Raw genomic sequence first — 20768 nt, 5'->3', positions numbered from 1 at the left:
GGACTAGCCAGATGTCGAAAAGAGAGTGAAACATTTGATGATGTAAAGGTTGAGTTGCACCTGTCTAGAATAGTAATAGTTTCCTCCATTTACATAGAGTTCGGCACCGTGAAAAATGGAAATGGGGTGAATATAACTATAAGTCTTTCCAGTGGTATTGCCAAGCAAGGGAGCAACAGTCTCGCGAGAGTACTGTTTGGCCAGAGCCAAGGTGTTTTCCTTGCCATTTTGGGCAATATAATCGATATAGGCAGGACCAAAATTATAAGCTTGAACAGCTGTCCAGACATCTACATCCTTCTTCTGGGCCAGATAGAGATTGTCTGTCAGAGTTTGAACGCCTTGCCGAATGCTAGAGGCATTATCATTGATGGTGTTGGTTGAACCACTTGCAGACTCACTAGACTGCATGACATCGCCTTCTTTTCCTTTTGTTTCGGTATAAATCATAGCGAGCACAAGCTCTTCGTTTGCTGGGGTGTCTTTTTCACTCAAGATTTCTCGCACCATGGGTTGATAGGTCATGACTTGCTTGACATCTTGGTGAACGCGGTAAGCTTTATATCCAGCAAAAAGGAAGACTGCTAGTACAAGCACTCTTCGAATTCGTTTAAACATTATTTGCTTTGAATATCCTCGATATTTTTGATTAAGATAGAGTAAGTTCCATTGTCGTTTTGGATAAACTCAACAGACTCGGCGTCTTGATAGACGTTATTGGGAACAATGAGCTCAATTCCATTTGACAAGGAAAGTTTTTGGTTTTCAAATTTTTTAAGCTGACGACTGGCATCAATTTCATCAAATTGAACTGGTTCTGGTACGGCTTCTTTGACTTGGTCAATAAAGCTCAAACGAGCTGTCAGATTGTTGTCAAAAAGGTCGTTAGCCAATTTTTCAGGTGACAATTCATTACTTTCTTCTAGATTATTGAAAATCGCTGATTTGACCTTGGATTGAAATTGAAAATCATCTGGGTTAAAAGTCTCAGCAATTCTCTGAGCTGTTTTTTCCAGTTCTTTGATAGATTTCTTGGGTGAAATTTTAGGGGTGACAGCAAGAAGATTTTCTGAAAAATAGTTCAAGAAAGCCCCGTTGTACTTGATTCGTTTTTCAATCAGATGGTACTTGCGACTCTGAAGATTGACCACCAAGGCTTCGTCGGCACCCGTTCCAAATCCAGGCAGGTTATTCTGAGTCAGCTTGATTGGATTATCAACTTCTCCTCCGAGGTGGGTCAAGGTCTCACGCAGGGCAATTCTCAAGAAAGCGAAATGTTCCACACCTTCTTTAGAAAATTGCACAAAAATCAAGTCATTGGTCTTGAGATTTTCAGAAATGCTAAACTCCTCTTTCCAGAGATTAGCCAGTGTTACTGATGTCTCCAATAAATCGTCTGTGATGTGATTGAAGAAGGGATTTTCTTCCTCGAAAATCCCAGTCTTGGCTTCATCTGAATACACACGTTCAATTTTTTTACGCAGGTATTCTTCGATTTTTGGAGTAATATTGAGAAGCTTATCCGCTAGGAACAGCTCGGTATCAGCCGGACTGAACTGGTGAATAATGGCTTTCTTAATATAAATGTCCATAAAAGTTTTAGTCCTCGTATAATGGGAAGGCGTCTGTCAAGGCTTTGACTGCACTTCTCACTTCTTCTAAGACAGCTTCATTTTCTGCATTTTTAAGGGTTTTAATGATCAGTTCAGCTACTTTGCGACTTTCTTCTTCACCAAATCCACGTGCAGTAATGGCTGCAGATCCGATACGAATACCACTTGTCTTGAATGGTGACAAGGTTTCGTAAGGGATTGAGTTTTTATTTAGGGTAATATTGACTTCATCCAGCAAGTTTTGGGCAACTTTTCCGTTTTCTACAACCTTAGTCACATCCACTAGGAAGAGGTGGTTTTCAGTTCCTCCAGAAATGATACGAAAATCAGGGTCTTGCAAAAAGACATCCGCCATAGCCTTGCTGTTTTTGATTACATTAGCAGCATATTCCTTGAAGGCTGGATCCAAAACTTCTTTGAAGGAAACAGCCTTGGCAGCCACAACATGCTCTAAAGGACCACCCTGAATACCTGGGAAAATAGCAGAATTGATTTTCTTAGCTAGGTCTTCATCATTTGTCAAAATCAAACCACCACGAGGGCCACGAAGGGTTTTGTGGGTCGTTGTTGTCGTGATATGAGCGTATGGCACTGGGCTTGGATGTAGACCAGCAGCAACCAAACCAGCGATATGAGCCATATCTACCATAAGTTTAGCCCCAACAGCGTCCGCAATTTCACGAAATTTTGAAAAGTCGATAATTTGAGAATAGGCTGAAGCACCTGCTACGATCAATTTTGGTTTTACTTCTTGGGCTTGTTTCAAGATAGCATCAAAATCCAAGAATTCCGTTTCAGGATCCACACTATAAGAAACAAAGTTGTAGGTTTGACCAGAGAAGCTAACAGGAGCCCCATGGGTCAAGTGACCACCTGCTGCCAAATCCATCCCCATAACGGTATCACCTGGCTCAATCAAGGCCATGTAAGCCGCACAGTTAGCTTGACTTCCTGAGTGAGGTTGGACATTAGCAAATTTTGCACCGAAAATTTCTTTTGCGCGTTCAATGGCTAGAGATTCCACCACGTCTACCACATCAGTTCCACCATAATAACGGCGTCCTGGGTAACCTTCGGCGTATTTATTCGTCAAGATAGACCCTTGAGCAGCCATAACAGCCTTGGAAACTACGTTTTCCGAAGCAATCAACTCAATGTTGTTTTGTTGTCGTTCTTCTTCTTTGGCAATAGCATTCCAGAGATCAGCATCGTATGCTTTAAAATCATCTTTGTCAAAAATCATAGGTCTTCTCCTTTATTGTGTGACTAGTCCATTAGTTTAATTTTCTTATTAGAAAATCAAACTAAAAGATGCGAATAAACCGTTTCTGCACTTTATCACAAGTATAACCAACTTTTTCATAAAATGCATGAGCACCCAGACGATGGTCGGCAGAGTTTAAGCGGATAAACCCATAGCCGCGTCTTTTTGCTTCTTGCTCCAACCCTTGCAATAAGCTTTTGCCAATACCTTGACCTTGCGCTTGAGGTGAAACTGCTAAAGCTAAAATATTAAATCCTGCTTTAGAATAAAGTGATTCATAGACCTCGGCGTGGACATATCCAAGCAAGGCATGACTAGCTTCATCCTCATAGCCAAGTAGGAAATGATGGGAATCCTGAGATAATCTAGCTAGTTGACTAGCTGTGTCCTCTGGACTAAAAGAATAGCCCAAAGCTTCTTGGTTAATGTCACAAATAGCTTTCACATCAGTTTCTCTTAAATTTCTGAGCATCTCATTCCTCCTCAAAAGAAACCTCTGGCAACCGGGCAAGAATATCTTCTCGCTTAATGGCCCCTTGGCGTAAGATTTTCACCTTGTCTCCAGACAAGTCCACGATAGTTGAATCCTGTCCAGTTAAAAAAGCATCGTCTTCCAGACCCAGAACCTCTTGGTCAAAATCCTTCAGAATTTGTTCAAAGGTTACTCCACTTGCCTGACCTGAAATATTGGCAGACGGCCCAATCAAGGGACCTGTCTCTCGAATCAAATCAAGGGTAATGGGATGACTGGGCATCCGAAATCCAACAGTTGCAAGACCAGAATTGACCCAATAGGGAACTCGGTCATTGGCTTCAAGGATAATGGTCAAGGGACCTGGTAAAAAGGTCTCTACAAGTTTTTGAAGATAAGCTGGCTGATTCTTTGAAAAGTGCAAGATATCCTCTAAAGAGGCAATATTCAGATTGAGTGCCTTGTCTCTAGGTCGACGTTTGAGTTGGTAAACATGATCAACTGCTTTTTCGTCTAGAGCTTTGGCAAAAAGACCGTAAACCGTCTCTGTAGGCAGAACGACAGCTCCACCATTTTCCAACTCTTGTCTAATCCTGTCCATCATCAATCACGACCATCCTATCTTGACCAAATTGGTCCTTAAGTGTTCTTACACGTTTTTCAGGAAGATGCTTCCTAAAAAGTTCAGGAACACTTTGACCTTGCTTGTATCCAATTTCAAGGTAAATCTTACCACCATCTTTGAGATAGTCTTTTGCATCTTCCGCAATTCTACGGTAAATAGCTAGGCCATCCTCGTCTGCAAAGAGAGCTAGATGAGGCTCCGAATGAAAAACATTCAAGCCGACCTCTGACTCATCTTCACGAGAGATATAGGGTGGATTGGAAACAATTATATCATATTTTTCAGAAATTTCTGTAAAACAGTCAGATTTTTTTAAAAATATTTGAAGATTTTGATTTTTAGCATTTTCGCTAGCTACATCTAAAGCATCTTGGGAAATGTCTGCTGCTGTTACTAACCAATTTGGTCTGTTTTTTGCTAATGTAAGGGCTATAGCTCCACTACCTGTTCCAATATCCAGAACTGAAAGATTCGTCTCAGGATTTTCAACCAGGATAAGCTCCACCAACTCCTCAGTCTCTGGACGAGGAATTAATACTCGTTCATCAACTTTTAACTGCATTCCATAAAAATCTGCCTGTCCAATGATGTACTGTGCCGGTTTATGAGCTACTAACTGTTGAAAAATTCCTTTTACAAATTGTTTTTCTTCCTCTGTTACCTCTTTCTGGAGAGCAAAAACAAAATCTGTGAAAGGGAGATTTTTCAGGCCACGATAGACAAAAGAGAGGCTTTCAGCTTCCTCTCCTTGTCTTATCAACTCTTCTTCAAAATCTGAAAATAATTGAGCTAATTTCATTATTTGTTTAATTCTTCTAATTTTTGTGTTTGATCATAAAGCACCAAGGCATCCACAACTTCATCCAACTTACCAGACAAAATGGTATCTAGTTTTTGGAGGGTCAATCCAATACGGTGGTCTGTGACACGGTTTTGTGGGAAGTTATAAGTACGGATCCGTTCTGAACGGTCACCAGTACCGATCGTTGACTTACGCTCAGCGTCTTGTTCGTCTTGGGCAATTTGAGCAAAGTGGTCAGCAACACGCGCACGGATGATTTTCATGGCTTTCTCACGGTTCTTCTGTTGAGTACGTTCTTCCTGCATCTCAACCTTGATGTTGGTTGGCAAGTGAACGATACGAACCGCAGTCGCAACCTTATTGACGTTCTGTCCACCAGCACCTGATGCATGATAGATGTCGACACGAAGGTCTTTTGGATCAATGTCGTATTCAACCTCTTCCACTTCAGGCATAACAAGAACTGTCGCTGTCGAAGTATGAACACGGCCTTGGCTTTCTGTCACAGGAACACGTTGCACACGATGGGCACCTGATTCGTACTTGAGTTTAGAGTATACAGACTGGCCAGAAACCATAGCAACCACTTCTTTAAAACCGCCGACACCGTTCATAGAAGCTTCCATAACTTCAAAGCGCCATCCTTGGGCTTCTGCATACTTTTGGTACATGGTTAGCAAATCCCCAGCGAAAAGTGCTGCTTCATCTCCACCAGCTGCTCCACGGATTTCAAGGATGATGTTCTTGTCATCGTTTGGATCCTTTGGAAGGAGCAAAATTTTCAGTTTTTCTTCGTATTCTTCTTTTTCAGCCTTGGCATCTTTGAGCTCTTGCTTGGCCATTTCTTCCAAGTCAGCATCTCCACCTGATTCCTTAATCATCTCTTCAGCATCGATAATATTTTGAAGGACTTGTTTGTACTCACGGTAGGCTGTTACCGTATCACGAGTAGAAGCCTCTTCTTTGGAAAGATCCATGAAACGCTTGGTGTCCGAAACCACATCTGGGTCACTGAGCAATTCTCCTAATTCTTCATAACGGTCTTCTACAGCTTGTAGTTGATCATAGATGTTCATTTTTTCTCCTTATTTCTCAATTGTTAAATCATAGATTGCTACTACTTCGTTCTCGGATATTTCCCCAGTTTCTTTAAATCCATAACTGAGGTAACAAGATCTTGCATGTTCATTTTCTAGTTCATAAGACAACCAAAGTTTATTGCTTAAACCTGCTGGCGCTGTCCGAACATAGTCTAGCACTTTATCCATAATTAGTTTAAAATATCCTTGATTTTGAAAATTCTTATCAATCATAAAACGAAATAGTAAATAATTTCCACTACTAATTCCGATCTTTTTATCATAAGCTATCATCACAAAACCTATAATTGCATCATTATCATAAACTGCCAATGGAGCTACAAAATCTCCATTTTTAGTATAGACGTATGCTTCAGCTAAACTAATTGCGTTAGTAGCAATGAATTGTTTTTGATATTCCTTGACATCCAAATTCAAAACATCAAAATAATTTTCCATTGTAACATCTCTTAATTCAATTGTCATAGTTTTGCTCCTTGTTAGAGGTTATCATTGGCGCAAAATAATGTTTACGACAAACTGAGATATAGGTTTCATTGCCACCAATCTGAATCTGCTCACCATCATAGACTGGCAGTCCATCCTGTGTACGCAAAACCATAGTTGCCTTTTTTTTACAATACTGACAGATGGTCTTGATTTCGTCAATCTTGTCTGCTAAAAGTAATAGATATTTGGAACCTTCGAACAGTTCATTTCGAAAATCATTTTTCAAACCAAAAGCCATGACGGGTATATCTAACTCGTCTACAACACGAGCTAGGTCATAAACATGATGACGTTTGAGAAACTGGGCTTCATCGACCAAAACACAGTATGGTTTCTCAGGTAAATCTCGGATAAATCCAAAGATATCCGTTGACTCCTCAATCGCAATGGCAGGGCGTTTCATGCCAATTCGACTCGATACATAGCCAACACCGTCACGCGTATCCAGAGCTGAAGTCATAATCACAACACCTTTTCCTTGCTCCTCATAGTTATAGGCCACCTTGAGAATCTCGATTGTCTTTCCAGAGTTCATGGTCCCATAACGATAATACAACTGTGCCATGTTTCTTGCTTCACGTCCATTTCTAAATTTTTGCTACATTCTAGTATATCATAATTTTCTTAAGCTTTAAACGGCAAAATGTGGTAAAATAGAAGAAATCAAAAACTAGTGGAGGAAGCTATTATGCCATTTGTACGCATCGATTTATTTGAAGGACGCACGCTCGAGCAAAAGAAAGCTCTTGCTAAGGAAGTAACGGAAGCTGTTGTCCGTAACACTGGAGCACCTCAATCTGCTGTCCATGTCATCATCAACGACATGCCAGAAGGAACTTACTTCCCACAAGGGGAAATGCGCACCAAATAAGCTAGCTTAAGCAGAATTGCTTAGGCTTTTTCAATCTCCAAGTAGCATCCATTGAAGAAATAGTTCAAATTTGTTACAATTTGAAAAGAAACTTGGAAAATTTTCCAAAAAAAGAGCTATTAATTAAAGGAAATATTATGATTACACGTGAATTTGATACCATCGCTGCTATCTCGACTCCACTAGGCGAGGGGGCTATCGGTATTGTCCGCCTGAGCGGAACAGATAGTTTTGCGATTGCGCAAAAGATTTTTAAAGGAAAAGACTTGAATCAGGTTGCTAGCCACACTCTTAACTACGGTCACATCGTTGACCCTCAAACTGGTAAAGTTATGGACGAGGTTATGATTGGGGCCATGAAATCTCCAAAAACCTTCACTCGTGAGGATATTATCGAGATTAACACCCACGGTGGGATCGCGGTGACCAATGAAATTCTCCAGTTAGCTATCCGTGAAGGAGCTCGATTGGCAGAACCTGGTGAATTTACCAAACGTGCCTTTTTAAACGGTCGCGTAGATTTGACACAGGCCGAGGCGGTGATGGATATCATCCGTGCCAAGACAGACAAGGCTATGAATATTGCAGTTAAGCAATTAGACGGCTCCCTTTCTGACCTGATTAACAATACCCGTCAAGAAATCCTTAACACACTTGCCCAAGTCGAGGTCAATATCGATTATCCTGAGTATGACGATGTTGAGGAAGCCACTACTGCTGTTGTACGTGAAAAGACTATGGAGTTTGAGCAATTGCTAACCAATCTGCTTCGGACAGCTCGTCGCGGTAAAATCCTCCGTGAAGGAATTTCCACAGCCATCATCGGACGCCCCAACGTTGGGAAATCCAGCCTTCTCAACAACCTCTTGCGTGAGGACAAGGCTATCGTTACAGACATTGCTGGTACTACTCGAGATGTCATCGAAGAATACGTCAACATCAATGGTGTCCCTCTCAAATTGATTGATACAGCTGGAATTCGTGAAACAGATGACATTGTAGAACAAATCGGTGTCGAGCGCTCCAAAAAAGCCCTCAAGGAAGCTGACTTGGTACTACTTGTATTAAATGCCAGTGAACCACTGACCACCCAAGATCGCCAACTCTTAGAAATCAGCCAAGATACTAATCGCATTATTCTGCTTAACAAAACTGATCTTCCTGAAGCAATTGAAACTTCAGAACTACCTGAAGATGTCATCCGTATTTCAGTCCTTAAAAACCAAAATATCGATAAGATTGAAGAACGCATTAATGACCTCTTCTTTGAAAATGCTGGTTTGGTTGAGCAAGATGCTACCTACTTGTCTAATGCCCGTCACATTTCCTTGATTGAAAAGGCAGTTGAAAGCTTACAGGCTGTTAACGAAGGTCTTGAACTGGGTATGCCAGTTGACTTGCTTCAAGTTGACTTGACTCGTACTTGGGAAATCCTCGGAGAAATCACTGGGGATGCTGCTCCAGATGAACTCATCACCCAACTCTTTAGCCAATTCTGTTTAGGAAAATAAGAAAAATCCATGATCCTTCTTGCGGTCATGGATTTTATTGTCTTCATTAATAATCTGGTCTTAAGACACCTGTTACGGTTGCTTTAGTCGCTTCGTAGTCGCCATCTACAACAACCTTGATAATGCGTTTGGCATCTTCTTCTGGTGCTGGAACAAGAGGTAGACGAGTTGGTCCAGCTTCAAATCCCATATAGTTCAGAACTGCCTTAACTGGAGCAGGACTTGGATAAGAGAAGAGAGCATTAACTTTAGGAATGAATTTACGCTGAATAGATGCAGCTTTCTTCATATCGCTTTCTGCAATGGCGGTAAACATCTCGTGCATTTCATCCCCATTTGTATGGGATGCAACAGAAATAACCCCGTCCGCACCAAGGTTCATGGCATGGAAAGCATCTCCATCTTCACCAGTATAGACCAAGAACTCTTCTGGCTTGTGCTCAATCAAGTAAGCCATATTAGCCAAGCTCGTACATTCTTTGACACCAATGATATTTGGATGGTCAGCCAAACGAAGCATAGTTTCTGGAGTCAATTCGACAACTACACGCCCTGGAATGTTATAGATAATAATTGGTAGGTCAGAAGCATCTGCAATAGCTTTAAAGTGCTGATACATTCCTTCTTGAGAAGGTTTGTTGTAGTATGGTACGATTGCAAGCCCAGCAGCAAAACCACCAAATTCTGCTACTTCTTTGACAAACTCGATCGAGTCACGCGTATCATTGGTACCTACACCCGCAATCAAAGGAACGCGTCCATTGACAATCTTTTGTACAGCCGCAAACAGCTCCAACTCCTCATCGTGGGTCAAAGTTGGACTCTCAGCAGTGGTCCCTGCGAGAAGAATTCCATCTGTATGATGGGCCAATAAATGCTCAATCAAGGCTGGAATGGCATCAAAGTTGATGGAACCATCCTCGTGGAAGGGAGTAATAAAGGCTGTGATGATTTTACACTCTTTTAAATCTTGATAAGACATGAAAACACCTCTCTATTTCAAAGAAGGAGTTCATCTGAACTCCTAAACGATATGACTATTTTAATTCAAATTTCAATTCAGCTGTTGGACGAACCAGGCCACGTTCATGAAGAGTTTCTGCAATCTGAACTGAGTTCCAAGCAGCACCTTTGAGAAGGTTATCTGAAACAACCCACATGTGAATTCCTTTTTCAGCATCCAAGTCTTTACGGATACGACCAACAAAGGTATCACGTGAACCCACTGCATTGATGGCTTGCGGATAAATTTGATGAGCTACATCATCTTCGAGAACAGCACCTGGGAAGGCTGCGATAGCTGTTTTTACTTCTTCGATTGGAGCCACTTCTTTTGTTTCGATGTAAACAGACTCAGAGTGAGCTGACAAGACTGGAATACGCACACATGTTGCAGATACTGCAATGCTATCATCTTCCATGATTTTCTTAGTTTCCTTAGTCATCTTCATCTCTTCGTAAGTATAATCATTGTCAGTGAAGACATCGATTTGTGGAAGAGCGTTAAAGGCGATAGGATAATGTTTCTTGTCACCACCCGAAGGTAAGATTTCCGCATGCAAATCACGTGGTTTCACTCCATCATTCAATACTTCACGAAGTTCACGTTGTGTTTCAAGAATCGCTCCCATACCAGCACCAGAGACTGCTTGGTAAGTTGAAACAATGATACGATCCAAGCCCCATTTTTGACGAACTGGCTCAAGCGCCACCATCATTTGGATTGTCGAACAGTTAGGGCAGGCAATAATCCCGTTGTGGGCATCAAGTGCGTGAGCATTGACCTCTGGAACAACCAAAGGAACATCTGGATTTTGACGGAAGTAAGATGTGTTATCTACTACCACCGCTCCAGCCTTAACTGCGTACGGTGCATACTTAGCTGATGTCGAACCACCTGCTGAAAAGAGAGCAATATCAACTCCTTCAAAAGCTGTTTCAGTCGTTTCTTCAATCGTAATATCTTGGTCTTTAAATTTCAAAGTCTTGCCTGCTGAACGTGCAGAAGCAAGTAAACGGATTTTATCGATTGGAAGTGTTGATTCTTCCAACATTTTTATCATCTGAGCTCCGACAGCACCTGTCGCGCCGACTACAGCAACTGTATATCCCATAAATAACCTCTTTCGGAATTTTCTAAAAATTTCTATAATAGATGTATTATACTACTTTTTCCATGAATTGCAAAGCTTTTTCATCATTTTTTGGAAAATAAAAATCCCCGGTCGCTAGACCAGGGACTAAGAGGCATCTTCATGTGATGAGCAGGTTCACACAACTCATCAAGGTCCGCTCCTGCGTTATGACCTCCTTATGCTCAATAGTAGTCCGAAGACTACCTATCGACTCATCGCATCTACTATTCTACTAAAGTGAAGGACTTTTGTCAACTGACGAAACTCTTTGTTTTTATTTACACATGTGCATAAGAAACATCTTTGAAAAATTTGGGGCAGACATAACAAAAACCCTTGTAAATCAAGGGCTTTTCTGTCTATTTCATGCTAATTGCCGGGATTGAACCGGCGACCTCATCCTTACCATGGATGCGCTCTGCCAACTGAGCTAAATCAGCTTACTTAAGAAGTATACTATAATCAGAAAAACTTGTCAAGTTTCCTTAGAAATTTTCTATAAGAAAAAGCCAGGTAAAGGCTACCCAGCTTGTCTTCTTCTATTTGCTTAAATCAATTCGACGACCAATTTTACCAATGATAATCGCTCCAATAATCAATGAGGCAAATTCACCGATCCCTGTTGTAAACCAAGTAAGGAAGAATGGTAATTGCGCTACGATATTCAACTCTGCAGCGATGGTAAACATGGAAATTGAAAAGAGGATTGAAAAGAAGAAATGATCTTTTCGAATTAATCCATTAAAGAGGTAATCTTTGCTGTATTTTGCAAAAAGCCAAACACCTAGACTGAGGAATACTAGGGTTGATCCACCACCAACAAAGACATCTAGCAGTCCGAAGCTAAAGAAATTAGCAATCATACAACCGATGGTAACTCCGATGATGTACTTAGGATTATAAAAAGCCATAAAGTTCATCATTTCTGAAATACGGAACTGATAAGCACCATAGCTAATGGCATTTAGGGGCGGTGTAACAGTCAAAACGACATAGATAGCAGCGACGATTGCAATGTCTGCAACATCACGAATAGTTAATTTTTTCATCTTTTCTCCTTTAGCGGATTATCCGCGTGTAATATGCTTGGTGAAAGAAGCTAAGCACCAAGGGTTGCTTTATTCAACCTTACTAGTATAGCACAATAGCCTGCTTTATGCTATACTTAAAACATGAAAATTCCTATTCAAAAATTTTTTAACAATGAAATCTTAGCCTATCTCTTCTTTGGCCTTGCAACTACTCTTGTCTCCTTTCTATCCCGATTAGTCCTTTATCAATTAACCCATAAAGAACTGCTTGCTACTACCCTAGCAAATATTATTGGTATCCTCTTTGCCTTTATCACAAATGATAGGATTGTATTTAAGCAAGCTAGGAAGAATTGGCCAAGACGTTTAGTGAAATTTTCTCTTGCCCGCCTTTCTACTTTTCTGTTAGACTTGCTCTTTACTTTTCTATTTGTAACCCAGTTTCCCCACATCATAGGTCAATTCGTAAATGAAAATCTTGACAAAATCAATGCAATCGAAACAGTTCTTGCACAATTGTTGATAATTATCCTTAATTACATTTTTAGTAAGGTTTTTATTTTTAAAAAATAAAATTTCTGAGCATATATCTTGCAAGCTTTTTTTAATTAATATATAATGAAGTATAAACTTTTTTTGAAAGGAAATTATGAAAATGTTAAAAGATCTTAAAGCATTTTTGCTTCGTGGTAACGTTGTTGACCTTGCTGTCGGTGTGATCATTGCCTCTACTTTTGGTGCTATTGTAACTTCATTCGTTAACGATATCATCACTCCACTTCTATTGAACCCTGCTTTGAAAGCTGCAAAAATCGAACGTATTGCTGAACTTTCATGGAATGGAGTTGCTTACGGTAACTTTTTGAGCGCTGTTATCAACTTCCTTGTAGTTGGTACTGTTCTATTCTTTGTGATTAAAGCAATAGAAAAAGCTCAAAACCTTACTAAGAAAGAAGAAGCTGCTGAGGAAGCTCCAGCTGGTCCAACTGAGTTGGAAGTACTTCAAGAAATCAAAGCCCTTCTTGAGAAAAAATAATCGATTAAAAGGATCTAGCGCAAAGCTAAATCCTTTTTCTTTACTCTTTTGGTAACTTACCTGCTTTCTCAAGCATTTTCTTGATCAAATAAGGCATCTTAACATTTTCACGACCTTTTTTCTCAATCAATTTTTTCACAAATTCTGGCATTTGTAAATCTTCAGATTCAGCCAAAATGTTTTTCGTCTCATCTGAAGGAACTAACTCATCAAAGGTTTCTTCTTCTGGGAGAAATTCCTTAAATTCTTGATCTTCATTAGCTCTGACTGCATTAACCAAGGCATCAATCAAACGAGAATCTGTATTTGGCATTGGTGATCGATGGTAGTTCACACCCAATTCCTGACATAAGTCATAACATTCCACATCATTGTCGAACAAGACTTCAATATGCTCACTGATAAAACTGATAGGAACAAAAATATAATGGTCTGGGTGTTCTTTCTGTTCTCTGAGATACTCTAAAACATCTGGCTTAATCCATGGAATACCGATATCACTTTCACTCTGCCAGGTGTTAGTATATTGTTCTGTACTCAAGCCTAGTTTTTCAGCGACTAGCTTGCTATTTTCGAAAATTTGGTCAATATATGGGTCACCAAAATCCAAGGCGAAAATAGGTACACTGTGGGCTGAAAAGATAACTTTAAAGCTATCCTGTTTTACTTCTTCTTTTAAAATCTTACCAATTTCATCCGCCCAATAGTTTAAGAGCGCTTCTTCTTGATACCAGTCCTTAATGACCAAAAATTGAATTTGCTTGCTTTCTAAAAATTTCTCATAACCCATGACAGAGTAAAAAGAATAATGAGGCTCCAAAATCAAGCAAATACACTGTTCAATGCCGTCTACTTCCATCTGACCGATCACATCTGGAATAAAGGGACTGGAAAACTTATTGGCAAAATAGACACTGTATTCATTTCCCAGCCTAGCTTCTACCAAGGCAACCTCTTCACGAGTAATTCTTTGCAGAGGCGTGCCTCCAATTCGTACATAATTATCATAGAGAGTCTGAATCTCGTGGTCTTGGGGTCTCACTCCACGACGAATATTTGTGAAAAAATCAGCTACACCTTCAAAGGTAATCTCTTCTGGTGAACCGAAAGTCATCATTAAAATTGCTTTTTTCATAACTACTTCCTTGTGATGTTTTTATCAAGTTTATTTTATCATTAATTCATTGATAAGTAAACGCTAACATAGGGACATTCTCAATCTTCTGTCTTTTGTTTTTCTCTTCTTTCTATGATACAATGGAAAAAATGAATTAAAAAGGAGTTTTTATGACTTACCCAAATCTCTTGGACCGCTTTTTAACCTACGTTAAGGTCAACACGCGCTCTGATGAACACTCTACTACTACTCCAAGTACACAGAGTCAGGTTGATTTCGCAACCAATATCCTTATCCCAGAAATGAAACGTGTTGGTTTACAAAATGTTTATTATCTACCAAATGGTTTTGCAATTGGGACCTTGCCAGCTAATGACCCATCTTTAACACGTAAGATTGGCTTCATCTCTCACATGGATACTGCTGACTTTAATGCCGAAGGAGTCAATCCTCAGGTGATTGAAAACTACGATGGTGGTGTGATTGAACTAGGGAATTCTGGTTTTAAATTAGATCCAGCTGACTTCAAGATTCTTGAAAAATATCCAGGCCAAACACTCATCACAACCGATGGAACAACCTTGCTAGGAGCTGATGACAAGTCTGGCATTGCTGAAATTATGACAGCTATTGAATATCTGACTGCTCATCCTGAAATCAAACACTGTGAGATTCGTGTTGGTTTTGGACCAGATGAAGAAATCGGTGTTGGTGCCAATAAATTTGATGCAGAAGATTTTGATGTTGATTTTGCCTACACAGTTGATGGTGGTCCATTAGGTGAGCTTCAGTACGAGACCTTCTCAGCAGCTGGAGCTGAATTGCATTTCCAAGGACGTAATGTCCATCCTGGTACCGCCAAAGGTCAGATGGTCAATGCCCTTCAGCTAGCAATTGATTTTCACAATCAACTTCCAGAGAATGAGCGACCTGAGTTAACGGATGGTTACCAAGGTTTTTACCATCTAATGGATGTGACAGGTAGTGTCGAGGAGGCGCGTGCAAGCTACATCATTCGCGATTTTGAAAAAGATTCCTTTGAAGCGCGTAAAGCAGCTATGCAATCTATCGCTGATAAGATGAATCAAGAACTTGGGAGCGACCGTGTCACCCTGAACTTGACAGACCAGTACTACAATATGAAAGAAGTCATTGAGAAAGATATGACGCCAATTACCATTGCTAAAACTGTTATGGAAGAATTAGGTATCACACCTATTATCGAACCAATCCGTGGTGGAACAGACGGCTCTAAAATTTCCTTTATGGGAATCCCTACTCCAAATATCTTTGCGGGTGGTGAAAATATGCACGGACGTTTTGAATACGTCAGCCTTCAGACTATGGAACGTGCAGTTGATACCATCATTGGTATCGTAGCTTATAAAGACTAAAAATAGGCTGGGCAAAAACTCAATTTTAAGAGAAAATGAAGTAAATCTTCACACAATAAAACGCATAGTATCAAGGTTTTCGGCTCCTGATACTGTGCGTTTTTTGATTATAAATACGAATTATTTAGTAGAATTTCTCTTTTCTCTTTATTGATGAACTGCTTGAGCCGCTGTGATAAGGGTCAACTTGTAAACATCATCTGCATTACATCCACGAGAAAGGTCGTTAACTGGCTTGTTCAAACCTTGCAAAACAGGTCCTACAGCCGCAAAGCCACCGAGGCGTTCGGCCATCTTGTATCCGATATTTCCTGCTTCGATACCTGGGAAAATGAAGACATTTGCTTGACCAGCTACCGTACTTCCAGGAGCTTTCAAAGCTGCAGTTTCAGGAACAAAGGCTGCATCAAATTGCAACTCACCATCGATTTCAAGGTCAGGACGCAAGTCGTGAGCAATTTTAGTTGCTTCCACTACCTTATCAACGCTTTCACCAAATCCTGAACCTTTAGTAGAATAGCTCAGCATAGCAATTTTAGGCTCGATACCAAACATCTTAGCTGTGATTGCTGAGTTGATGGCAATTTCAGCCAAGGCTTCTGCATCTGGATTGATATTAATGGCACAGTCTCCAAATAGGTAACGTTCCGTACCACGAACCATGAGGAAGGCACCTGAAGTACGCGTTACATTTGGACGAGTTTTGATAATTTGAAGGGCTGGGCGAACTGTTGAAGCTGTTGAGTGAATTGCTCCAGACACCATTCCATCAACCAAGCCCAGGTAAACTAACATAACACCAAAGTAGTTGACATCTTCAACCAAAACCTTGCGCGCTTCTTCTTCAGTCATTTTACCCTTACGACGCTCCACTAAGGCAGCAACCATTTCTTCAAATTGAGGATAATGTTGAGGGTCAATAACTTCATAACCATCCATGATCCCTTCAATTTCAAGATAAATTTTAATTTTTTCAGGATTTCCAAGCAAAACAGGAATTACTTCTGTTTCTTTTACCAAGCGTTTAGTCGCTTGAAGAATACGTGGCTCTTCCCCTTCAGGCAGAACGATACGAGCATTTTTACCAACAAGGTTGGCTTTGAGACTTTCAAAAACTTCCATGAGTTTTCTCCTTTAAGATAATAATTATACTCTAAACAGTTTTTATAGAGTATTAGTTGATAACTGGGTAATAAGGTTACTGAAATCATCCGGCAAGGGACTTTCTAACTGCAAGTCTTGCTCTAGAAATGGATGATAAAAGGATAGGTAATGGCAATGCAAGGCCTGACGTTGGATGCCATCGTCCAGGCTACCACCATACAAATCATCTCCCAACAAAGGAAAGCCGATATGAGAAAAATGTACTCGGATTTGGTGGGTCCGACCAGTGTGCAAACGAATATCTACCAAGTGAATATTTCCATATGAAGCTGCAATCTTGTAGGATGTATGGGCATACTTTCCACCTTTAGCCACTCTTCTGGTAATAATGGAGTCTTCATCACGCGCTATTGGAGCAATAATTTCTCCTTCAGGCTCTAAATATCCATCTCCTTTAACCAAAGCAAAGTAGCGCTTCTCAATAGACTTTTTCTGCAACTGCTTGTCCAATCGTGCATGGGCATAACCGTGCTTGGCAAAGAGCATCAAGCCAGAAGTGTCCCTATCAAGTCTAGTCACAATGTGAACCTGCTGATTTTCATAATTTTGCTTAACATAGTAACCCTTGATAAAATTGGCAATGGTATTAGAGTGGTTGACACTAGGAATAGAAGCCACTCCATAGGGTTTATTCAAGACTAGAAAATGGTCATCCTCATAGAGAATATCCAGTGGACGCTCGATTGCTTCTAGAGTTTCAAAGCCTTCTTCAGCGGGAATATCGATAGTAACGCGGTCCCCAATATCCAATAGGTACGTTGCATTTTTCGGTTGGTCATTGACCAGAATTGCACCACCTCGAAACTTAATCTTGGCCAAAAGTCCTTTAGAAACCTCGTGCTTTTTCAAAAAGCTCTTAACCTTGACATGCTCATCTGCGATAAATTCAAACCTCATTCATCCACCTCGCCAATAAAAGCATCCTTAACACGATTCCAGAAACTGGTGTGACTCGGTGTAGCGACAAAGTGAATCTTATGATGGTCAATTTGATACTCAATTCTTTCGATATTACGGAAGGAATAAACACTATTGTCAACCGAAATAGTATGGTAATCGTTTCTCGTTGGAATGAGTTCAATCTTATCCTTCTTAGGAACAATAATGGACGAACCTAGCGTTCGATAGACGCGATTATTAAGGCTAGCAATTTCCGTTAATTGCAAAGCTTCAATGGTTGGGTGTAAAACAGCTCCATCAAGAGATTTGTTATAAGCTGTACTACCCGTCGGAGTTGAAACTGTTAGTCCGTCTCCTCGAAAACGTTCAAAGGGGACACCATTGATTACAACATCTGCTACCATGGTTCGATCAGACCTGCGGATACTGGCTTCATTTAGTGCCCTGAAAATCTTCACTTCACCATTTCCAAGAAAGACCTTCACATTTAGAACAGGGTAAGAGACTCTTGCTCCTGTATCTAGCTGCAAATTAGTCACTAGCTTATCCAACTCAAAATCACGGTAGTCCGTATAGAAGCCCAAATGTCCAGTGTGAACACCAATGAAGCGGACCTTGTCAAGCTGGTTTTCGTACTTATGAAAGGCCGACAAGAGCATGCCATCCCCACCTATGGAGATGACAATATCCGGATTGGTATCATTGAGTATAAACTGATTTCTCTTCAAACGATCTCGCAATTCATACAAAACCCTTTGACTCTGCGGTTTTCTATTAGCTATCAGATCAATTCGTTTACCTGTATTCTTCATCTGTATCGTCACTGTTTCCTACACCATCATTTAATTTTCTACTCAAAGGATCAAAAAGAGCCTGGGCTTCCTGGATATCATCTCGAATTTTACCCATTTCTTCATCCAACTGATGGGCAATCTTGGCTGTAATTTCCAGTCTCTTTTTAATTTCCTCTGGGAAATCCCCTTGATACTTGTAGTTGAGAGAATGTTCTATCGTTGCCCAGAAATTCATGGCCAAGGTACGAATTTGAATTTCCGCCAAAATGGTCTTGGCACCATTGACAGTATCAACCGTATATTCTACTACCACGTGATAGGAACGGTAGCCTGATGCTTTTCGATGAGTAATGTAATCTCGCTCCTGTATAATTCGCATGTCCTGACGCTTGTGCAAAATTTCCACTACTTCCTTGACGTCATCTACAAACTGGACCATCACACGCAAACCAGCAATATCCTGCAAATCGTGTTCCAAGGTTGCATAAGTAATGCCACGACGAACCATTTTTTCCTTGATACTTTCAATCGGCTTGACTCTACCAGTCACAAACTCAATCGGAGAATGCTTATTTTGCTTACGATATTGCTTACGAATACCACGTAGTTTAATCTTTAACTCACCAACAGCTTGAATGTAAGGATCTAGAAATTCTTCCCATTCTAAGGTCATATATTCTCCCTTGTTCTCATATTATCCTTCAAAAATATCTTTGATTTTTTCTCCAGATTCATATACAATAAATACAATGCTATTATATCATAAATCCGCTTTCAACGATAAAGAAAAGGTAAGAAAAATGAAACATTTAGAAATTGAATTGAAAACACTCTTGAAAAAAGATGAATACAATCGTCTAAAAGCGCAGTTCGCAGGTGTCACTCCTGTTCTTCAAAAAAATTACTACATCGACACTCCTAATTTTGAACTTCGAGAAAAGAGAGTTGCTATGCGCATTCGAACCTTTGAAGACTGGGCAGAATTGACACTCAAAGTCCCACACAGTGTTGGAAACATGGAATACAATCAAAAATTACAACTAAAAGATGCTGAAAACTATCTAACCAAGGAAGAACTTCCTCAGGGGCTGGTTCTTGATGAATTAGCTAAACATGGCATCCAGAGCAAGAACTGGCAGGTGCTCGGTTGTCTAACAACGCTTCGCTATGAAATGCAAACAGCTATTGGTCTCATGGCACTGGATGAGAGTCAGTACTTTGATATTACAGATTACGAATTAGAGCTTGAAGTGGAAAATCATGAGCAAGGCAAACAGGATTTCCAACAATTTTTAGAGGAAAATCAGATTGCTTATCAAAAAGCTCCCTCAAAATTGGTCCGATTTGTCAAAAGCATGAAAAATAGCTGAAATAATCTCCATTTTTTGGTAAAATAGAAAAGATAAAAATACACAAATCCCAGTTCATATAGGCAAGACATATATAACTAGGATTTATAAAGTTTACAGAGGACGGTCTATAATGTCAGATAGAAAAAACATGAAACTTTTCGCACTCAACTCTAACCAAGAGATTGCACAGAAAATTGCACAAGCTGTTGGTGTACCGCTTGGAAAACTATCATCACGTCAATTTTCAGACGGAGAAATCCAAGTAAATATCGAAGAAAGTGTCCGTGGTTATGATGTTTACATCATCCAGTCTACAAGTTTCCCTGTTAACAACCACCTAATGGAATTGTTGATCATGGTTGACGCTTGTGTGCGCGCAAGTGCCCACAGTATCAATGTTGTCCTTCCATATTTTGGCTATGCACGTCAAGACCGCATTGCTTCACCACGTGAGCCACTTACAGCAAAACTAGTTGCTAATATGCTAGTTAAGGCTGGTGTTGACCGTGTCCTTACCCTTGATTTGCATGCTGTTCAGGTGCAAGGCTTCTTTGATATTCCTGTTGACAACCTCTATACAGTTCCTCTATTTGCCAAACATTACTGCGATAAGGGGCTCCTTGGCTCAGATGTTGTTGTCGTTAGCCCTAAAAATTCAGGTGTCAAACGTGCTCGTAGCCTGGCTGAATATCTTGATGCTCCTATCGCCATTATCGATTACCCTCAAGACGATGCAACTCGTAACGAAGGTTATATTATTGGTGATGTTGAAGGTAAGAAAGCCATCTTGATTGATGATATTCTTAATACAGGACGTACCTTCTCTGAAGCTGCTAAAATCGTTGAACGTGAAGGGGCTACAGAAATTTATGCTGTTTCTAGCCACGGTCTCTTCGTCGAAGGTGCTGCTGAACTTCTTGACAATACTAATATTAAAGAAATTCTTGTGACTGATTCAGTAGCAACAAAAGAAAAAACTCCTAAAAACGTATGCTACATCACTGCTAGTGAGTTAATTGGTGATGCTATCGTCCGTATCCACGAAAGAAAACCAGTCAGCCCACTCTTTGCCTACAACAAAAAGAAATAAGGTGATTC

General features: G+C 40.3%; 24 protein-coding genes, 1 tRNA gene and 1 riboswitch. Of the genes, 7 read left to right on the top strand and 18 right to left on the bottom strand.

The features are described 5' to 3' along the window. Positions 1-3 precede the first annotated feature (3 nt). The 9 genes from pmp23 to N8M09_RS08075 all read right to left on the bottom strand — a co-directional run bounded on the left by pmp23 (position 4) and on the right by N8M09_RS08075 (position 6930). Positions 4-618 carry a cell wall hydrolase Pmp23 gene (gene pmp23 / locus N8M09_RS08115; protein ID WP_261064822.1) on the bottom strand — a complete coding sequence of 205 codons (615 nt, stop codon included), beginning with the start codon at positions 616-618 and terminating at the stop codon, positions 4-6. Beyond that, positions 618-1592 (bottom strand): nucleoid-associated protein, encoded by a 975-nt coding sequence (locus tag N8M09_RS08110; protein ID WP_261064821.1) that lies wholly within the window; start codon positions 1590-1592, stop codon positions 618-620. The genes pmp23 and N8M09_RS08110 overlap by 1 nt, the downstream gene beginning before the upstream one ends. A 7-nt stretch (positions 1593-1599) precedes the next feature. Further along, positions 1600-2856, bottom strand: coding sequence for a serine hydroxymethyltransferase (gene glyA, locus N8M09_RS08105; protein ID WP_261064820.1), 1257 nt, complete (start codon positions 2854-2856; stop codon positions 1600-1602). A gap of 61 nt (positions 2857-2917) precedes the next feature. Continuing rightward, the gene (locus tag N8M09_RS08100; protein WP_261064819.1) at positions 2918-3349 is read right to left on the bottom strand and encodes a GNAT family N-acetyltransferase; all 432 of its coding nucleotides are present in this window, start codon (positions 3347-3349) and stop codon (positions 2918-2920) included. Between the two features lies 1 nt (position 3350). Beyond that, entirely contained in the window at positions 3351-3953 is a 603-nt protein-coding gene (locus N8M09_RS08095) for an L-threonylcarbamoyladenylate synthase (protein WP_261064818.1), read from the bottom strand. Continuing rightward, on the bottom strand, positions 3937-4773 hold the full coding sequence (prmC, locus tag N8M09_RS08090) for a peptide chain release factor N(5)-glutamine methyltransferase (protein ID WP_261064817.1): 837 nt from the start codon (positions 4771-4773) through the stop codon (positions 3937-3939). Before prmC ends, N8M09_RS08095 begins: the two co-directional genes overlap by 17 nt. Continuing rightward, positions 4773-5852, bottom strand: coding sequence for a peptide chain release factor 1 (gene prfA, locus N8M09_RS08085; protein WP_261064816.1), 1080 nt, complete (start codon positions 5850-5852; stop codon positions 4773-4775). The genes prmC and prfA overlap by 1 nt, the downstream gene beginning before the upstream one ends. Before the next feature lie 9 nt (positions 5853-5861). Further along, positions 5862-6341, bottom strand: coding sequence for a GNAT family N-acetyltransferase (locus N8M09_RS08080; protein WP_261064815.1), 480 nt, complete (start codon positions 6339-6341; stop codon positions 5862-5864). Then, positions 6331-6930: a thymidine kinase gene (locus N8M09_RS08075; protein ID WP_261046519.1), complete on the bottom strand. Its 600-nt coding sequence runs from the start codon at positions 6928-6930 to the stop codon at positions 6331-6333. Before N8M09_RS08075 ends, N8M09_RS08080 begins: the two co-directional genes overlap by 11 nt. Positions 6931-7053: 123 nt before the next feature. Here N8M09_RS08075 and N8M09_RS08070 point away from each other — a divergent pair, with 123 nt between their 5' ends. Continuing rightward, positions 7054-7236 (top strand): 4-oxalocrotonate tautomerase, encoded by a 183-nt coding sequence (locus N8M09_RS08070; RefSeq protein WP_001117401.1) that lies wholly within the window; start codon positions 7054-7056, stop codon positions 7234-7236. 137 nt (positions 7237-7373) lie between these two features. Beyond that, positions 7374-8747, top strand: coding sequence for a tRNA uridine-5-carboxymethylaminomethyl(34) synthesis GTPase MnmE (mnmE, locus tag N8M09_RS08065; protein WP_261064814.1), 1374 nt, complete (start codon positions 7374-7376; stop codon positions 8745-8747). Positions 8748-8793: 46 nt separating this feature from the next. Here mnmE and dapA read toward each other — a convergent pair whose 3' ends face one another. The 4 genes from dapA to N8M09_RS08045 form a co-directional block, all read right to left on the bottom strand. Continuing rightward, the gene (dapA, locus tag N8M09_RS08060; protein ID WP_261064813.1) at positions 8794-9729 is read right to left on the bottom strand and encodes a 4-hydroxy-tetrahydrodipicolinate synthase; all 936 of its coding nucleotides are present in this window, start codon (positions 9727-9729) and stop codon (positions 8794-8796) included. 55 nt (positions 9730-9784) lie between these two features. Continuing rightward, complete coding sequence (locus N8M09_RS08055; protein WP_261064812.1) at positions 9785-10861, bottom strand: aspartate-semialdehyde dehydrogenase; 1077 nt, start codon at positions 10859-10861, stop codon at positions 9785-9787. Positions 10862-11249: 388 nt separating this feature from the next. Beyond that, positions 11250-11322: transfer RNA gene (locus tag N8M09_RS08050), tRNA-Thr, on the bottom strand. A 99-nt stretch (positions 11323-11421) separates the two neighbouring features. Next, on the bottom strand, positions 11422-11931 hold the full coding sequence (locus tag N8M09_RS08045; protein WP_000737072.1) for a QueT transporter family protein: 510 nt from the start codon (positions 11929-11931) through the stop codon (positions 11422-11424). Then, a riboswitch (PreQ1 riboswitch) is annotated at positions 11929-12026 on the bottom strand. Its footprint overlaps the gene before it by 3 nt. Positions 12027-12054: 28 nt before the next feature. On the opposite strand from N8M09_RS08045, the gene N8M09_RS08040 reads away from it, so the two are divergent. Together N8M09_RS08040 and mscL are read left to right on the top strand one after the other, a co-directional pair. Next, positions 12055-12486, top strand: a complete 432-nt coding sequence (locus N8M09_RS08040) for a GtrA family protein (protein ID WP_261064811.1) — start codon at positions 12055-12057, stop codon at positions 12484-12486. 82 nt (positions 12487-12568) lie between these two features. Then, positions 12569-12949: a large conductance mechanosensitive channel protein MscL gene (gene mscL, locus N8M09_RS08035; protein ID WP_261064810.1), complete on the top strand. Its 381-nt coding sequence runs from the start codon at positions 12569-12571 to the stop codon at positions 12947-12949. 40 nt (positions 12950-12989) lie between these two features. On the opposite strand, the gene hemH is transcribed toward mscL, so the two are convergent. Further along, complete coding sequence (hemH, locus tag N8M09_RS08030) at positions 12990-14084, bottom strand: ferrochelatase (protein WP_261064809.1); 1095 nt, start codon at positions 14082-14084, stop codon at positions 12990-12992. Between the two features lie 152 nt (positions 14085-14236). Here hemH and pepT point away from each other — a divergent pair, with 152 nt between their 5' ends. Beyond that, a complete protein-coding gene (gene pepT / locus N8M09_RS08025) occupies positions 14237-15460 on the top strand; it encodes a peptidase T (protein WP_261064808.1) in 1224 nt (407 codons plus the stop codon). A 147-nt stretch (positions 15461-15607) separates the two neighbouring features. Here pepT and pta read toward each other — a convergent pair whose 3' ends face one another. The 4 genes from pta to yjbM are packed head-to-tail and all read right to left on the bottom strand — an operon-like array spanning position 15608 to position 18991. Beyond that, positions 15608-16582, bottom strand: a complete 975-nt coding sequence (gene pta, locus N8M09_RS08020; RefSeq protein WP_261064807.1) for a phosphate acetyltransferase — start codon at positions 16580-16582, stop codon at positions 15608-15610. A 42-nt stretch (positions 16583-16624) separates the two neighbouring features. Beyond that, complete coding sequence (locus tag N8M09_RS08015; RefSeq protein WP_261064806.1) at positions 16625-17521, bottom strand: RluA family pseudouridine synthase; 897 nt, start codon at positions 17519-17521, stop codon at positions 16625-16627. Further along, positions 17518-18336, bottom strand: coding sequence for an NAD kinase (locus N8M09_RS08010; RefSeq protein WP_261064805.1), 819 nt, complete (start codon positions 18334-18336; stop codon positions 17518-17520). Before N8M09_RS08010 ends, N8M09_RS08015 begins: the two co-directional genes overlap by 4 nt. Continuing rightward, entirely contained in the window at positions 18320-18991 is a 672-nt protein-coding gene (gene yjbM, locus N8M09_RS08005; protein ID WP_261064804.1) for a GTP diphosphokinase, read from the bottom strand. The genes N8M09_RS08010 and yjbM overlap by 17 nt, the downstream gene beginning before the upstream one ends. A gap of 127 nt (positions 18992-19118) precedes the next feature. Between yjbM and N8M09_RS08000 the strand changes: the two genes are divergently transcribed. Then, a complete protein-coding gene (locus N8M09_RS08000; protein ID WP_261064803.1) occupies positions 19119-19688 on the top strand; it encodes a CYTH domain-containing protein in 570 nt (189 codons plus the stop codon). Positions 19689-19800: 112 nt separating this feature from the next. Next, the gene (locus N8M09_RS07995; protein ID WP_001283823.1) at positions 19801-20760 is read left to right on the top strand and encodes a ribose-phosphate diphosphokinase; all 960 of its coding nucleotides are present in this window, start codon (positions 19801-19803) and stop codon (positions 20758-20760) included. Positions 20761-20768 lie beyond the last annotated feature (8 nt).

This window comes from Streptococcus mitis (assembly GCF_946190375.1).
GTDB lineage: Bacteria > Bacillota > Bacilli > Lactobacillales > Streptococcaceae > Streptococcus > Streptococcus mitis_CJ.
The sequence above is the reverse complement of the archived record's forward strand: the minus strand, read 5'-3'. Positions and strand labels throughout refer to the sequence as shown.

Excerpts from the sequence above, each read along its gene's own strand:
- pmp23 (WP_261064822.1), bottom strand. The coding sequence starts at position 618 with ATGTTTAAACGAATTCGAAGAGTGCTTGTACTAGCAGTCTTCCTTTTT.
- N8M09_RS08110 (WP_261064821.1), bottom strand. The coding sequence starts at position 1,592 with ATGGACATTTATATTAAGAAAGCCATTATTCACCAGTTCAGTCCGGCT.
- glyA (WP_261064820.1), bottom strand. The coding sequence starts at position 2,856 with ATGATTTTTGACAAAGATGATTTTAAAGCATACGATGCTGATCTCTGG.
- N8M09_RS08100 (WP_261064819.1), bottom strand. The coding sequence starts at position 3,349 with ATGCTCAGAAATTTAAGAGAAACTGATGTGAAAGCTATTTGTGACATT.
- N8M09_RS08095 (WP_261064818.1), bottom strand. The coding sequence starts at position 3,953 with ATGATGGACAGGATTAGACAAGAGTTGGAAAATGGTGGAGCTGTCGTT.
- prmC (WP_261064817.1), bottom strand. The coding sequence starts at position 4,773 with ATGAAATTAGCTCAATTATTTTCAGATTTTGAAGAAGAGTTGATAAGA.
- prfA (WP_261064816.1), bottom strand. The coding sequence starts at position 5,852 with ATGAACATCTATGATCAACTACAAGCTGTAGAAGACCGTTATGAAGAA.
- N8M09_RS08080 (WP_261064815.1), bottom strand. The coding sequence starts at position 6,341 with ATGACAATTGAATTAAGAGATGTTACAATGGAAAATTATTTTGATGTT.
- N8M09_RS08075 (WP_261046519.1), bottom strand. The coding sequence starts at position 6,930 with ATGGCACAGTTGTATTATCGTTATGGGACCATGAACTCTGGAAAGACA.
- N8M09_RS08070 (WP_001117401.1), top strand. The coding sequence starts at position 7,054 with ATGCCATTTGTACGCATCGATTTATTTGAAGGACGCACGCTCGAGCAA.
- mnmE (WP_261064814.1), top strand. The coding sequence starts at position 7,374 with ATGATTACACGTGAATTTGATACCATCGCTGCTATCTCGACTCCACTA.
- dapA (WP_261064813.1), bottom strand. The coding sequence starts at position 9,729 with ATGTCTTATCAAGATTTAAAAGAGTGTAAAATCATCACAGCCTTTATT.
- N8M09_RS08055 (WP_261064812.1), bottom strand. The coding sequence starts at position 10,861 with ATGGGATATACAGTTGCTGTAGTCGGCGCGACAGGTGCTGTCGGAGCT.
- N8M09_RS08045 (WP_000737072.1), bottom strand. The coding sequence starts at position 11,931 with ATGAAAAAATTAACTATTCGTGATGTTGCAGACATTGCAATCGTCGCT.
- N8M09_RS08040 (WP_261064811.1), top strand. The coding sequence starts at position 12,055 with ATGAAAATTCCTATTCAAAAATTTTTTAACAATGAAATCTTAGCCTAT.
- mscL (WP_261064810.1), top strand. The coding sequence starts at position 12,569 with ATGTTAAAAGATCTTAAAGCATTTTTGCTTCGTGGTAACGTTGTTGAC.
- hemH (WP_261064809.1), bottom strand. The coding sequence starts at position 14,084 with ATGAAAAAAGCAATTTTAATGATGACTTTCGGTTCACCAGAAGAGATT.
- pepT (WP_261064808.1), top strand. The coding sequence starts at position 14,237 with ATGACTTACCCAAATCTCTTGGACCGCTTTTTAACCTACGTTAAGGTC.
- pta (WP_261064807.1), bottom strand. The coding sequence starts at position 16,582 with ATGGAAGTTTTTGAAAGTCTCAAAGCCAACCTTGTTGGTAAAAATGCT.
- N8M09_RS08015 (WP_261064806.1), bottom strand. The coding sequence starts at position 17,521 with ATGAGGTTTGAATTTATCGCAGATGAGCATGTCAAGGTTAAGAGCTTT.
- N8M09_RS08010 (WP_261064805.1), bottom strand. The coding sequence starts at position 18,336 with ATGAAGAATACAGGTAAACGAATTGATCTGATAGCTAATAGAAAACCG.
- yjbM (WP_261064804.1), bottom strand. The coding sequence starts at position 18,991 with ATGACCTTAGAATGGGAAGAATTTCTAGATCCTTACATTCAAGCTGTT.
- N8M09_RS08000 (WP_261064803.1), top strand. The coding sequence starts at position 19,119 with ATGAAACATTTAGAAATTGAATTGAAAACACTCTTGAAAAAAGATGAA.
- N8M09_RS07995 (WP_001283823.1), top strand. The coding sequence starts at position 19,801 with ATGTCAGATAGAAAAAACATGAAACTTTTCGCACTCAACTCTAACCAA.